Origin of the sequence: Williamsia muralis, assembly GCF_002735905.1 — a bacterium.
GTDB classification, from domain to species: Bacteria; Actinomycetota; Actinomycetes; order Mycobacteriales; family Mycobacteriaceae; genus Williamsia; species Williamsia muralis_A.
The window spans coordinates 568899-582861 of record NZ_PEBD01000010.1 but is presented as its reverse complement, the minus strand read 5'-3'; the positions used below and the strand labels follow the sequence as shown (position 1 = coordinate 582861).

The 13963-nt window shown below is 58.9% G+C and carries 12 protein-coding genes; 2 read left to right on the top strand and 10 right to left on the bottom strand.

Annotation, left to right across the window (positions count from 1 at the left end; translation table 11 throughout):
• Window position 1: 1 nt before the first annotated feature.
• The 9 genes from CSW57_RS24500 to CSW57_RS16400 all read right to left on the bottom strand — a co-directional run bounded on the left by CSW57_RS24500 (window position 2) and on the right by CSW57_RS16400 (window position 10739).
• Entirely contained in the window at window positions 2-424 is a 423-nt protein-coding gene (locus tag CSW57_RS24500; RefSeq protein WP_189339294.1) for a serine O-acetyltransferase, read from the bottom strand.
• A 224-nt stretch (window positions 425-648) separates the two neighbouring features.
• Window positions 649-1611, bottom strand: coding sequence for an NAD-dependent epimerase/dehydratase family protein (locus CSW57_RS16435; RefSeq protein WP_099383762.1), 963 nt, complete (start codon window positions 1609-1611; stop codon window positions 649-651).
• 3 nt (window positions 1612-1614) lie between these two features.
• On the bottom strand, window positions 1615-3768 hold the full coding sequence (locus CSW57_RS16430) for a WecB/TagA/CpsF family glycosyltransferase (protein WP_099383761.1): 2154 nt from the start codon (window positions 3766-3768) through the stop codon (window positions 1615-1617).
• Between the two features lie 30 nt (window positions 3769-3798).
• A complete protein-coding gene (locus CSW57_RS16425; protein WP_099383760.1) occupies window positions 3799-5121 on the bottom strand; it encodes a UDP-glucose dehydrogenase family protein in 1323 nt (440 codons plus the stop codon).
• An 8-nt stretch (window positions 5122-5129) separates the two neighbouring features.
• Window positions 5130-5663: an arsenate reductase/protein-tyrosine-phosphatase family protein gene (locus tag CSW57_RS24860; RefSeq protein ID WP_099383759.1), complete on the bottom strand. Its 534-nt coding sequence runs from the start codon at window positions 5661-5663 to the stop codon at window positions 5130-5132.
• Window positions 5664-5665: 2 nt separating this feature from the next.
• Window positions 5666-7171, bottom strand: coding sequence for a sugar transferase (locus CSW57_RS16415; RefSeq protein ID WP_099383758.1), 1506 nt, complete (start codon window positions 7169-7171; stop codon window positions 5666-5668).
• 920 nt (window positions 7172-8091) lie between these two features.
• On the bottom strand, window positions 8092-8868 hold the full coding sequence (locus CSW57_RS16410) for an enoyl-CoA hydratase (protein WP_099383757.1): 777 nt from the start codon (window positions 8866-8868) through the stop codon (window positions 8092-8094).
• Window positions 8868-9938 carry an enoyl-CoA hydratase/isomerase family protein gene (locus tag CSW57_RS16405; protein WP_099383756.1) on the bottom strand — a complete coding sequence of 357 codons (1071 nt, stop codon included), beginning with the start codon at window positions 9936-9938 and terminating at the stop codon, window positions 8868-8870. The genes CSW57_RS16410 and CSW57_RS16405 overlap by 1 nt, the downstream gene beginning before the upstream one ends.
• Window positions 9939-10067: 129 nt before the next feature.
• Complete coding sequence (locus CSW57_RS16400; RefSeq protein ID WP_062799148.1) at window positions 10068-10739, bottom strand: PaaI family thioesterase; 672 nt, start codon at window positions 10737-10739, stop codon at window positions 10068-10070.
• Between the two features lie 555 nt (window positions 10740-11294).
• Between CSW57_RS16400 and CSW57_RS16395 the strand changes: the two genes are divergently transcribed.
• Together CSW57_RS16395 and CSW57_RS16390 are read left to right on the top strand one after the other, a co-directional pair.
• A complete protein-coding gene (locus CSW57_RS16395) occupies window positions 11295-12230 on the top strand; it encodes a 1,4-dihydroxy-2-naphthoyl-CoA synthase (RefSeq protein WP_099383755.1) in 936 nt (311 codons plus the stop codon).
• Window positions 12231-12298: 68 nt separating this feature from the next.
• Window positions 12299-12562, top strand: a complete 264-nt coding sequence (locus CSW57_RS16390) for a hypothetical protein (protein ID WP_099383754.1) — start codon at window positions 12299-12301, stop codon at window positions 12560-12562.
• A gap of 350 nt (window positions 12563-12912) precedes the next feature.
• Here the strand turns inward: CSW57_RS16390 and CSW57_RS16385 are convergent, their stop codons facing one another.
• Window positions 12913-13872, bottom strand: a complete 960-nt coding sequence (locus CSW57_RS16385; RefSeq protein WP_099384538.1) for an alpha/beta hydrolase — start codon at window positions 13870-13872, stop codon at window positions 12913-12915.
• Between the last annotated feature and the right edge of the window lie 91 nt (window positions 13873-13963).

Here is a 13963-nt window from a genome sequence, read left to right as displayed (position 1 = left end):
TCTAGCCTTCGCCATTTTGTGCAGTCGTGTCCACCTTGAGTCCCGCCTGCCGGTCGACAATTCGCAGCAAGTTGGCCTGAATCCAAGAGGGCATTACATCGGGCGGATTGTTATGCCGCATTAGCCGAGCTGGCGAGCCTGCGGCCAGCGTGCTTGGTGGTACGTCCTGGTTCACCACCGAATTGGCGCCGATGACTGCTCCGGCGCCTATGGAGATCGGACCGTACAGAACTGCGCCAGGGCCGATGTAAACACCGTCACCTAAAGTCGGCGCTCCGTCGCTCGTTTCGCCGAGATTAGTACCGCTATGTATGCGACAGAATCGGCCTGCTCGAACTTTGTCGTTCACGATGACGCTCCCGTAGTGCGGGATCGACAATCCGCCATCGAAAGTTCCCGGCGGTATCGAGATTCCCAGGAACATTCCTATTAGCTTCAAATAGGCCCGACGTATGTTTGCCAGTCTAGGCCGCCCGGCCGAGTACAAAAATTCGACATCACGCATAACTCTCTGATAGTAGAGACCGGGAAACTGCAGCCGCATAGAAGGCCGCCATCCCGTCACGTCATACGCCGCCAAGTCCTGCTGGAGTTTGACTCGCCTCGTGGCGTTAGCAGATTTAATGAGGTCGCGAGATAAGAACCCGGTCATTTTGCCACCGGGCGCACACCGACAAGCTTTGACCGGACCCACTCCACTTGCGCCTCGAGCCCCTCACGAATGGCGACGCGGGGCTGCCATCCGAGTCCTCGCAGTCGATCAGCCGTGCCCCCAGTCTGAAATACGTCTCCGCGGACATTCGATCGGTACTCTACTTTGATTTTCTTGTCCAGTATTTCACTGAGCAAGCTGATCACCTCGTTGACAGTGATACTTGTTCCACCAGCCACATTCATGACCTCACCTTTTGTAACTCCGGGCGCAAACGCCGCGACCAGGTTCGCCTCGACGGCGTCATCAACGTAAGTGAAGTCTCTAATTTGCGTCCCGTCGCCATATACCTCGAGCGGCTCGTCCGCTAGCGCGCATTTTATAAATTTAGTAAAAGCCATGTCGGGACGCTGCTTCGGGCCGTAGACCGTGAAGTACCTTAACGAAACAGTCGGTACGCCGAACTGCTTTGCATATAACGAACAAAGGTGTTCCGCAGCTAGCTTTGTGACGCCGTATGGGCTCACCGGCTGAGGTAAGTCTGACTCAGTGGTCGGATATCGGATTGCATCTCCGTATATTGACGACGATGACGCGTAGACGATTCTCTCTACTTCGTTAGTCGCAGCCGCTTCAAGTAACTTCTGTGTGGCGTGAATGTTCTCATCTAAGTAGATCCCGAAATCTTCTCCCCAAGACTTCCGTACGCCTGGTTGACCTGCTTGGTGAAATACTACGTCGACGCCGCGGCTCAGTACCTTGCTCAGGTCGAGGTCGTTCAAGTTTCCTTCAATTAGTTCGACCTGATTCAATACTCCGTCCAGGTTTCGTCTCTTCAGGCTTGAATCGTAGTAATCGGTGAAGGCGTCGATCGCAATTACCGAATGGCCTTCAGTTAGTAATCTCTGCGTGAGCGTCGAACCGATAAACCCTGCCGCGCCGGTAACCAGGCATTTCATGTTTCATACTTCCTTGATCTGCGGGGATCCCGCCGCGTTAACGCCGACGGGTTCATTCGCGCCGAAGCTGTCGACTGTGTGATCGTAAATGCGGTCCACTACGGCCGGCGCGGCGAGATGAGCAACACTTGCAGCGACAATCTCCTGTTGAATATCAGTAGTTCGGGCGAGGGCCGACGCTATTTCAGCCGCATTGCGACTCTCGACCGTGAACCCGTTAACACCGTCCTCGACTAGGCCCCCGGTATCCGACCCTGTGGTCACGACGGCAGGAAGCCCGGACGCGAGGGCCTCAACCAGGACCCGCGGGAACCCCTCGTAGCCCGGGTAAGATGTCATAACAAATGCACTCGCAGACCCCATTGCGCGCGCGAGTTCTTTTTGATCTACGCGCCCTCTTAAGGTTATTCTTTCGGATACAAATGGAGCAAAGCCTGCTACTAGCTCTTGTAGTGCGTCTGCCTGCGTGCCAAACCCGTACATGTCCAATCTCCATGATGAACCCGGGTCTTGGCTAATGAGTTGTGCGACCGCGTTTATCGCCAGTGCTGGATCTTTCGGTGTCTCCAAGCGGCCCGCCCAGATTACTGTCCGTGTGTCAGACTTCTGGGCGCTAGATAGGATCTCCGGATCGAACCACGTCGGAGAGAATATTGTGGCCGCGTTGAGCTGTTTCAGGGCTTTTGCGTGATCCTCGTTGAACACCGTGACGGTTGCGGAATGCCGAACAACGCGACGTTCCATTTGTCGGTGCGCACCACCAACCTTCCGCCAAACGGAGTCCGAGTTTCCCCCTGTCAATCCATTCTCTTGAGTGTGGACGAAATAGGCCAACGGCGCCAAGCGCATTGCGATCACGAATGCTGCTAGGTCCGCTCGATGCACTTGCACAATGCTTGGTATTGGCAAACGTGAACGGTAGCGCAGCAATCCAGATGCGATCCGTAATGAGTGCGGAACTCTCCTGTGCTGATCAGCCGGGTCCAAACGCGCGACCGGGAGAAAGTAGATTATTCTTCCTTCAATGCGGTGCGTCTCCCATACTCCAAGTTGGCGTTCGGAGGTGCTTCCCATCGCAATCACTCCAACGATCGCTATGCTTGTCTTGACTGGCAAGTATTTCAAAAGCCCACGTATGCAGGTGTCTATTCCGCCGGGAGAGGCCTTGAGAAGGTCAAATTGATGGATAATCAAACGGTCCACGGTGCTCGGCGCGCCTTGATTTTTCGCAATAGCTAGTCTCGGATGAGGGCGTTCTTTAGTCATATTCTCTTTTCTCGCCTCGGGTTTTCCGCGGAACCTCCGCGCCCATGAGGCGCCCGGGCTGCGCAAAAGCCATGTTGCGGACCGCAACCAGACTGCATTTACTATTGAACGCAGCACAATACTGACGAATTGAATGTCATCGATCATGTAGCGTTTGAAGAGCCTACGTGGCTCTTGATACAACCGGAACGCCCATTCAAGGCTAAGTTTCTGCAAGAAGACGGGAGCACGTGCCTTTGACCCGGCTGCGAAATCAGCGGCCGCTCCGGCGCCTATATAAACGGAGGGAGGCAGTTCTGAAAGCCAGTACTGGACCCAGGCTTCTTGCTTTGGGAACCCCAGGCATACGAATGTAATATCAGGCTGCAGATCCTTGAGTTGGGCCAGAGCTGGTTTAGACTTTTCAGACCGCACATTCTCTAATCGGCCGAGCGGCACATGGTTTACACGGGCTCCCGGATAAGTGACCCTCAGGTTTCTTGCCGCTTGGGCCCCTACATCGCCTGCTCCTCCGACGATAGCGATTGACCATCCCTCAGTTCCAGATAAGGCAGCGCATCGAGTGAGCATATCCGCACCAGTATTTCGCTCACAGGGCCGTGCTCCGAGCAGGCGCGCCAGCAGTACAAGTGGTGCGCCATCCAGCGTCCGTATGGACGAAGCCTCAAATGCTGACCGCGCGTCTGCTGACTTGCGTAATTTGACAATTTGGTCGACATTGCAGGTGGTGACGAGGTGTCGCTCCTGCGTCTCGATCAGCCGCTTCAGTTCATCGACTAGCTGATCTTCTCCGGCAGAAAAGAGCATCTCGCCGTCGATGCTTACCTCACCCCCGTGGCCAACTTTCATGTGGGTCGCGCTCTTCGACTGATCGCGAATCTCTCGTAACATCCAGTATCCAGACTCTCTCGGTGTCGGTCGCTAGCCTCGTCCGGTTCCTCTGTATATCCATCCAGCTCCTGACCAAGTTTCTGGGTCCAGACAGTTCCTGCCGTCTACCACTGAGCGATTTCGCACGATCTTCGCCAGCAGTGATGGATCAATTTCGGTAAACTCTTTCCATTCAGTCAGCACCAACACGGTGTCCGCTCCCTCACATGCCTCTTCGACTGAGCTGCAATACGAAAGAGTAGGAAATAGAGCCCTTGAATTATCCATTGCCTTGGGGTCGTAAACGTTAACTGTAGCTCCTTGGAGCTGTATTTGACCTGCCACGTTAAGCGCTGGAGAGTCCCGCACATCATCCGATTCGGGTTTGAAGGCCGCTCCGAGAATTGCGACCCTCGACCCTAGGAATGACCCGCCGCACGATTTCTTGGCCTGTTCGACCATCCACGTCCTCCGGCGCATATTAATATTGTCGACCTCGCGGAGAAATGTGAGCGCCTGATCCGCTCCTAATTCGCCGGCCCGTGCCATAAACGCGCGGATATCTTTGGGAAGACACCCTCCGCCGAATCCAATACCCGCGTTCAGGAACTTGCGACCAATACGCTCGTCATGTCCTATCGCGTCGGCAAGCTTAGTGACGTCAGCGCCCGCCGCCTCACAGAGTTCAGCGATCGCGTTGATGAACGATATCTTCGTCGCCAGGAACGCGTTCGCTGAGACTTTTACTAGCTCAGCCGTAGCCAAGTTTGTCGTCACCAGCGGAACGCCGGCCGCGAGAGGCGCTGAATATATATCTCGCGCAAACGCCTCTGCAAGTCCACCCCGCGTAGGATCGGTCCCAAGCACCAAACGGTCAGGGGTCAGTGTGTCTTTGACCGCATGACCTTCGCGAAGAAACTCTGGGTTCCATGCAACCTCCAGGCCCTCTCCCACAGGTGCCAGACGACGGGCCAGCGCGCCAAGGCGTTCGGCCGTTCCCACTGGGACGGTGGATTTCCCAAAAATCACACTCGGCCGAGTTATGAGTGGGGCCAGTTCCTGAATAACCGAGTCGACGTACCTCAGGTCTGCCGCGTACTCGCCGCGTTTCTGCGGCGTACCGACAGCGAGGAAATGGGCGTCTGCGAAATCAGCAGCTTGCGCGTAAGAATCTGTAAAACTCAGACGCCCTTCCGCAATATTCCGTTTTAGAACGTCCTCAAGGCCCGGCTCGTAGAACGGCACTTCCCCGGCCTGTAGCTTCGCAATCTTCGAGGGGTCTACGTCCACGCCGAGAACCTGGTGTCCCAGTTCCGCCATGCAGGCCGCATGTGTAGCTCCGAGATATCCGGTCCCCAAAACAGTGATTCGCATGCTGACTCCTACGTCTTCGATGTAGATATTTTGCCGTTAGCCAACCATGCGAGTACGCCTTCCATTGACTGCGCGATTGCATCCCCGACTTTGTCGAACGTCTCACTGGGTTTTCCGATCGGGTCCTCGATATCTAACCGAGCATCGGTCGGACCAATTCGAGCATCGTTCCGGTGGTTGGTGGCGTCGCCCATCGCCGGGTTTGCAACACTTGCAATCTCGCGTAACGCATACATTCGTTTCCATCTCGCCGGTGCTAGTTGTCTCGCGAAAGCGCGGTGTTCACGAGTCATGCCTAGGATGAGATCTGCCTGCTCAGCTGCGTCCGCCGTCAGCATGCTCGAACGAAAGTTCGCAGGGTCGATTCCTCTGGCCCTGAGAACTCGCGCACTTTCCGGGTGCATTTCCATCCCGTTGAGAGCCCTTGTTCCCGCACTTGACACTTGGAGTTGCAAACCTCTCGCATCTCCCAGGTTTTGAAGCATCCGCTCGGCCACAGGTGACCGGCAGATGTTTCCGGTGCAAACAAAGAGAACTTTCATCCTCAATACGCGCCGTCGCTTCGTACCACTGCACGCACCGTCCGCCACAAGATCATCGCGTCCTGCATGATCGACCAGTTCTCGACGTATGAGAGGTCAAGGCGCACAGACTCTTCCCAGGACAGATCAGATCGGCCTGAGACTTGCCACAACCCTGTGATTCCCGGTCGAACCAGCATTCGTCGCGTGACAAGACCGCTGTATTGCTCAACCTCATCCCGCAACGGCGGCCGCGGTCCTACGAGGCTCATCGAACCACCCACCACATTGAAGAGCTGGGGAAGCTCATCGAGGCTGTATCGCCGCAGCTTCTTCCCCACCGTCGTCACCCGCGGGTCATCGCGCAGTTTGAACAGGACGCCGGCGCCCTCGTTCTTCTGGGCCAGCGCCGCCTTCTGCTTGTCTGCCCCATCGACCATGGTGCGGAACTTCCACATGTCGAAGGGCACGTTGCCCACGCCGATGCGTTCAGCGCGGTAGAAGATTGGCCCACTGGAGTTGATCTTCACTGCTATGGCGCAAGCGACCAGCACTGGCGCGACAAGCAACAACAGGACTGCGGCACCGAGGCGGTCGAACGCTGCTTTGAGGAACCGGTTGGCGCCGTCATACCGCGGTTTGTCGATGTGTAGAAGCGGCAAGCCGGCCACCGGCCGCACCATCATGCGGGGCCCAGCTACGTCGGTCACCCCCGGAGACACCAACATGTCGACATTCATGCCCTCGAGCTCCCACGACAGTTCGCGCATCGCAGAATGTCCGAGAGCTTCCGCAGACGTCACTGCCACGGTGGTTGCCCCGCACAGTGCGACCGCGTCACGCGCTTCGCTGAAAGAACCGTAAATCTGTACGTCATGGCCGTTGACTGTGACCGGCCGGTGCTCACTACCTGGTGGAACACAGAGACCGACGACCTCGAACCCGAGGCCGGGGTTCTTGTCCAGGTGCTCGATCAGTGGAACAGCTGAGCTCGGGCCACCGACAACCAGAACTTGACTCAAGTTCCTGCGCCGCAGACGGCTGCGGTGCAACGCCTTGCGCCACGCCCAACGAGAGAAGAGAAGGCTCACGGTACCCAGGGGCAAAGCGATCGCAATGAAGCCGCGGGCAAGATTCAAGCGAAACGCAAGGTCCACGATCGCCAGTAGTCCGAAAACTATGAAGCACGCATTAAGGACCCGACTGTATTCGTTCGGTCCGTCACCGACGATCCGACGATCGCTGCTTTGGGTCGCTCGAAGGGTCAATATCCAGGCAACAATTAGACAGGGTGTCACGATAAAAGAGGTCATCGAGGCCGCTCGGGATATATCCTCGGGGACCCCGAATCGGATGTGCTGCGCAAGCAGGACTGCGACCGCAACAATCAACGCGTCGGTCCATCTGACGCGCGTGACGTAACGACTGGCCCAACTCTCGGCACGCGGCTTGACCTGCACCGACCGGGGCAAATCCCGCGCGTCGCCTGGCCAGACGACGGCCGAAACGGACCCCTGGCGTCTGGACATCTATCCCTCCCTGTGCGTCGACAAAGACACCGCTGATCTCAGCAGTGAGTTTGTTAACGGCTTCTTAATTGCGGCCTACAATGCGATGTCTGCACTATTCGAGCCCGCCCGCGCGTTCATCGCGTAGTACGGACGTTACTGCACTATTCCGGGGACCGCGCGTCGATGGTCGCCGCCTGGAGGCGTGATGTGGCCTCTATAAATTCGATACAAACTCGGAGAATGATCGATCGTTCGAACATTCGACTAAGAGACCTTGCGTCTATTAGATTCCTTCGAAGACCTTCCGCCCAACTCTGCAATTTCCCCCATCGCGCGAAACACGCTGCCGGGCAGCACAACAGGCCCGACCGGAGCCCAGTCGGCCCTTAAAAAAACTTCCCGCTGGTGTCGTCCGATGAGCTGACCGCAGCGCGAGGGCGGACACGGCCGATACACGTTTGTGACAGTCGTCTCACGCAAATAGGCAGTGATCGTTAAGGTCAAGATTTAACATGTGCGTAACATTAGGTTTCTGTACCTTGACCTGAGTTATTGCTCAAACTTCAGCCTCGCGGCGTCCCAGCGGCTGTGGGGTACGACTGGCAACGCCCGGTCTCAAAGTCAGCGCCGGTTCAGCCCGAAACGTCGATGACAGGCCGCGTAGCCCTCAGAGCGATACGAAAGCATCTGCGGCCGGGGCATGCCCGATCTGGCCGCAGAGGTGGAAGGCCGCCGACAGAATCGGTGTCTTGGCGTTGGATCAGCCCCTCGGATACACGTCAATCTGTCAGCGCGGCCCGTCAGTGCCGTTCGGAGCATCGCTGCAAACCGCGGTGCAGCACAGGCCACCGATCGTGACGCACGATTCACAGACGACCACTCGGCCGGTTGCGTCGGCACACGTCGTCTTGCGACGTCCCGGACTTCGCTCTGGTCGGTTACCGGTGGTTGAACTTCGCCGCGCGCTTCTCCACGAACGCACCCATACCTTCTGATTGGTCTTCGGTCGCGAACGTGGAGTGGAAGACCCGCCGCTCGAACAGGACGCCCTCGGTCAGTCCCACTTCCTGTGAGCGGTTCACTGCCTGCTTGGCCAACATGGTGATCGGCAGCGACAGCTCTGCGATCGTGTTCGCCACCTCGATCGCATCCTCCAGGTACGACTCGGTGGGTACCACCCTCGAAACGAGGCCGGCACGCTCGGCCTCGTCGACCTTCATGCGCCGGCCGGTCAGCACCATGTCCATGGCCTTCGCCTTGCCGATCGCACGCGTAAGTCGTTGTGAGCCACCGATTCCCGGGACAACGCCCAAGTTGATCTCGGGCTGACCGAATACGGCGTTCTCTGCGGCGATGATGATGTCGCACATCATGGCCAGTTCACATCCACCACCGAGGGCGAATCCGGCCACCGCCGCAACCACCGGGGTGCGGACCTCGGTCAGGTGTCCCCAAGCGCTGAAGAAGTCTTCAGAAAGCATGTCGACGTACGACTTGTCGGCCATCTCTTTGATGTCAGCGCCCGCAGCAAAGGCACGTTCGGAGCCTGCGATAACGATGGCACCCACAGACGCGTCGGCGTCATACGCCTGCGCGGCTCCAACCACCTCGGTCATCAGCTGAGAGTTCAACGCGTTGAGCGCTTTTGGCCTGTTCAGCGTGATGATGCCGACTCGGCCCCGCTGCTCGGTGGTGATGGTCTCAAAGCTGCTCATCAGAACGCTCCATTCGTCAGTACAAGATCGTCGGGCACGGGGACGAAGAAGTCGGCAACCACGGCGGGATCCACCTCGGTCAGTCCCCGCGGCGACCACTTCGGCGAGCGGTCCTTGTCGATCACCTGGGCCCGAATGCCCTCCGCGAGGTCGGGATGGGTCAGGAAGTGGATCGACACCCGGAACTCACTCTCCAGAGCTTCCTCGAGGGTTGTATCGGCCAATATCTGCCGCAACGACCGGATTGTCACCTCCACCGACGTCGGCGATTTGGCTCCCACCACGTTCGCAGTGTCATGGGCGTCGGTTTCGTCGTGTCCGCGCAGGCGTTCGACGATGCCGACGCCGGTGTCGGCGGCAAAGGCATCGTCGATCCAGTGACGCTTGATGAGTAGATCGGATTCAGGAGGAGCAACACAGAACTCGGCGATCGCGTCATCAACGGGCTTCGTCGTGAGAGCCGAGACGAAATTCTCGATGTTTTCCGACGGCAGGAAATGGTCTGCGAATCCGATGGCGATGGCATCGGCGCCACCGATCTGTGCGGCGGTGAGGGCCAAGTAGGTGCCCAACTCGCCCGGCGCGCGCGCAAGCAGGTAGGTGCCGCCGACGTCCGGGGAGAATCCGATCCCCACCTCGGGCATCGCCATCCTCGTCCGGTCGGTGACGATACGTCTGTTGGCGTGAGCGGACACTCCCACTCCCCCGCCCATCACGATCCCGTCCATCAGGGCTACGTACGGCTTCGGATAGTGGGAGATGTACGCGTTGAGGATGTACTCGTCTCGCCAAAAGTGCCCCGAGGGGGTGTTGACTGCATCGTCCAAAGTGGTTGCAGCCGAGGCGTCTCGGTGGATGGCTACGATATCTCCGCCGGCACATAGTCCACGCTCGCCGGCGCCATCGAGCAACACGGCCTCGACCGCGTCGTCATCGGCCCATTCGCGCAGCGCCGCGTGGATGGCGGTCACCATCTCGTGCGTCAGCGCATTGATCGCCTTCGGCCGATTCAGGGTGATGCGGCCGATACGACCCTCGGTACGAACAAGGACGCTGCTCTCGTCTGACATGACTCTCCGTTGATCGACTGCCGGGCGCCTCACATAGTTGCATATCCTAGTATTGGCGGTCCAGGGCACCTGCGAAGCCGCACACATCACGTTGCCGGCCGCCGCGCACTCGACAGGCGCGACGAGCGATCAGGGTTGGCCCGGTTTGAGCTTGATGAACAGCCCATCGGCTTCCGCACACAGCACGTCGCCGTTGTGCAGTGTGGCCTTGATGAACACCTTGCGTCCTTCGATCCGATCCACCCACGACCGGATCGCCAGCTCGGTGTTGAGCGGGGTGATCGCGCGGTAGTTGACGGTCAGGTATGCCGTCCTGGTGACACCACCCGAACCGAGCGCACCGGCCATGCCCATCAAGTCATCGAATGCAACGGCCACCTGACCACCGTGGGCAGCGTTGTTGCCGCCCAGATGGTAGCGGCGGAATGTCATACGTGCGCTGACGTTTTCGGCACTCGCCTCGTCCAGTTCATACGGAGGCAGCGTGATGTTGCCGCGCGCCGGCAGATCGATCCGCCCACCGGACGGTGCACGCCACTCATCGATCGCGACCTCATCGAGCTTCTTGTTCAAAACCTGCAGCGCGTCGATCACCTCGGTGGTGAGCTCTTCGCTGGGGCAGGCCGCCTTCACCCGGTCCATGAAGGTGCGGACCTCTTCGATGAACTCGCCGTACCGCGGACCTCCGCGCGTCAGGTCGATGTCGAACGTCGGCCGGAACCCACCCTCGTGGTGCACTTCGTCCGCCTGGGCGCTTTCGAACTTTGCGGCAGATTGTTCGAGCGGGCTGTCCTGAGTCATGACCTCGACACTATAGACACGGGTAGAACCTGTTTCCGCCGCCTTGCGTAGCGGACAGATGACATCGTCCGCCGCTTTACCGGCAACCAAGCTCCACTCTGTAGCGACGCGACGCTCGCCACATTGACGGAGCCGTCACAAGGATGGACCGCACGTGCAGGCTACGGGCGGTCGGCCGGAAAGTACCGAAGCCCGTGCCAGCTACCGGCTGACAACTGCCGGCCAGGATGTCTCCTATTAGCGAAGCTTTAACATTATTTCCAGGTGCAGATAATAGCGAACAGGTAATTGGTAATTAGGTGAACAAATTCTCTACCAGGAACGCACCGTCTTTTTCGCGACCGTCTACGATATCGCGAATGGGATCTCGGGGAATCTATAAACGCCGACAGCGGATTCAACTAGCTGTCGGAATCGTTCTGGTCATACTCATCCTTGCCGTTCTTCTCATCGCGAATATGTATCAGCCTGGGTAGGCGGCGACGAGAGTGCGTCAAGCGTCGGGCCCTCCCGGCCCTCGATCGCGCACATCACCACGACGTAGGCTCGATCACCATGAGCACACCATCTGATCAGCCTTTCGATCCCACGCAGTGGCGCGTAGTCGACGGTTTCGACGATCTGAGCGACATCACCTATCACCGGCATGCCGGTGAAGGCCGGGTCCACGGCATTGTCCGGATCGCGTTTGATCGTCCCGAGGTGCGCAACGCTTTTCGTCCACACACGGTGGACGAGCTCTACCGGGCCCTTGATCACGCCCGTCGCAGCCCAGATGTGGGCGTCATCCTGCTGACAGGCAACGGCCCCAGCGAAAAGGACGGCGGCTGGGCCTTCTGCAGCGGCGGCGATCAGCGAATCCGCGGGCGGTCCGGCTACCAGTACGCCGGTGGGGACACCGCAGACACTGTAGATTCCGCCCGGGTGAAGGCTGAGGGCGGTCGTCTGCACATCCTGGAAGTGCAGCGACTGATCCGCACCATGCCGAAGGTGGTGATCGCCGTTGTCAACGGTTGGGCAGCCGGCGGTGGTCACTCGCTGCACGTGGTGTGCGACCTCACCCTGGCGTCGCGCGAACACGCCCGCTTCAAACAGACCGATGCCGATGTGGGTTCATTCGACGCCGGGTACGGCAGCGCATACCTCGCGAAACAGGTCGGGCAGAAGAACGCTCGAGAGATCTTCTTCCTGGGCCGCGCCTACGACGCAGACGCCATGCAGCGTATGGGGGCGGTCAACGAAGTCGCCGATCACGCCGAGTTGGAAACCACCGCGATCGAATGGGCCAAGACCATCAACGGGAAATCGCCTACGGCTCAACGGATGCTCAAGTTTGCGTTCAATCTGACCGACGATGGCCTGATGGGCCAGCAGGTGTTCGCCGGCGAAGCAACCCGGCTGGCCTACATGACCGACGAAGCCGTCGAGGGCCGGGATGCGTTCTTGGAGAAACGTTCACCGGAGTGGGAAGAGTTCCCGTTCTACTACTGAAGCGGGCGTGGCGATTGTCACCCACTCTGGGGCGAACCCGAGCGCGGTGACCGCCACATACTGGTCTGATGATTCCACCAGCTCTGTTCTACGGCCTGGTGCTGCTGAACCTGCTTTTCGTCACCGGCGCGTGGTGCTTGGCTCGCCCCAGCCGTGCGGCCGCAGTGGTCCTGATATTCGTCGCGGTCTTATGGGTGTTGTTCAACGGGCCGATCGAAGGTCATGTGCTGCTCTCGTACACTTACCAAAATGGGCTGACCGAGTCTGATCTGTTGTCTCTGGCAGGCGTCATCATCGCGCTCAGAGCGCTATGGATACGACGACGTTGGTGACAAATCAGTCCTTTTAATCCCCGGCAATTGCGCCGATCGAGCCCCCAGTTTGGTGACCTTCAAACAGATGACTTTTGTATCGATTCGACAATTCGATACGCGAAGCTGACTTGACAATGCAAGAGTTCAAATCAGGTTGACGAGAATAAAGCTTCGAGTAACGAAGTGGCCTCAGGGCATCGGTCAACCCTGCCACATCAACGAAAGGGACCTACATGACCTCCACAATGGACATCGACTTCTTGGAAATCATCGCCTTCTTCATCGGCTTGATGGTCTAGACCCACACGTCATAGAAAACGCGCCCCCAGCATCGCTGGGGGCGCGTTTTTTGTGGTTACAAGGCCCGTTCAGGCGCCGATCGCTCCGCCGAGCTGCGGCCACGAACGATGCAGCTGATCCTGCCAGTAGCCCCATGAATGGGTACCCACCGGCGGAACATCAAATGTCGCGGGAATCCGGAGCGTATTGAGGCGGTCGGCAAGCAACGCCGTGCAGATCCCGGTTGCGGCTTCGATTCCGCCACCGATGACCACCTGATCGGCGAGCTTTGTCGGGTCGTTCACATATGCCAGGCTTTCGTACGGCCCCGGAATACCCGTCGCATTCGAGATGTAGAGCGAATGGCCCCGCAGACCCTCAGCGTTGAGGATCGGGTCATTGGCGCGCCACCCTGGGCCGTCGTAGGGGCCCCACATGTTTACCGGGTCACCGCCGCCGCGGGCCTCCACAGTGATGCGGATGTACAGCTGGCCCAGTCGGCTCGCCGTGGTGGCGCAGCCACTGTAAGAACCCACGGCCTGATACAGCTCCGGATGTTCGATGGCGAGGTTCAGCACAGAGGTGCCGGACGACGAAATGCCCGCGATCGCGTTACGACCCGAAGTGTTCAGCGCCGTGTCGATGATGGGCGGCAATTCCTTGCCGAGGAACGTCGACCACTTGTTGCGGCCGAGCTCCGGATCATCTTGCTGCCAGTCGGTGTAGTAGCTGAACGCGCCGGCGTTGGGGATGACCACGTTCGCGTTCTTGTTGGCGAAGAAGTCCACGACGTCGGTCCTGGCGAGCCACGTGGCCGCGTCCTCGCCGCCACCGGCACCGTTGAGCAGGTACAACGTGGGCCGCGGCGCCGATTGGTCCTTCGGCAGGATCACTGACAACGGGATGTCCCGGTTCATGGAAGCGGAGTACACCACCAGATCGAGCCGCTTCGGTCCGACCTTGTTCACCGCTTTGAGGGTCGAGCCGCCCGGGGAGGAGATTCCCGGGGTCGGAATCGTCTCGGCGGAGGCGGGGGCCGCCGTCAGCATCGATGCGCATGCCGCAGTGACCACGGCTGCAGACAGCAGGGCACGCCAGGATCGGGCAGGAAAGTTCAGTCGTCGCACAGTTCGCGTCACG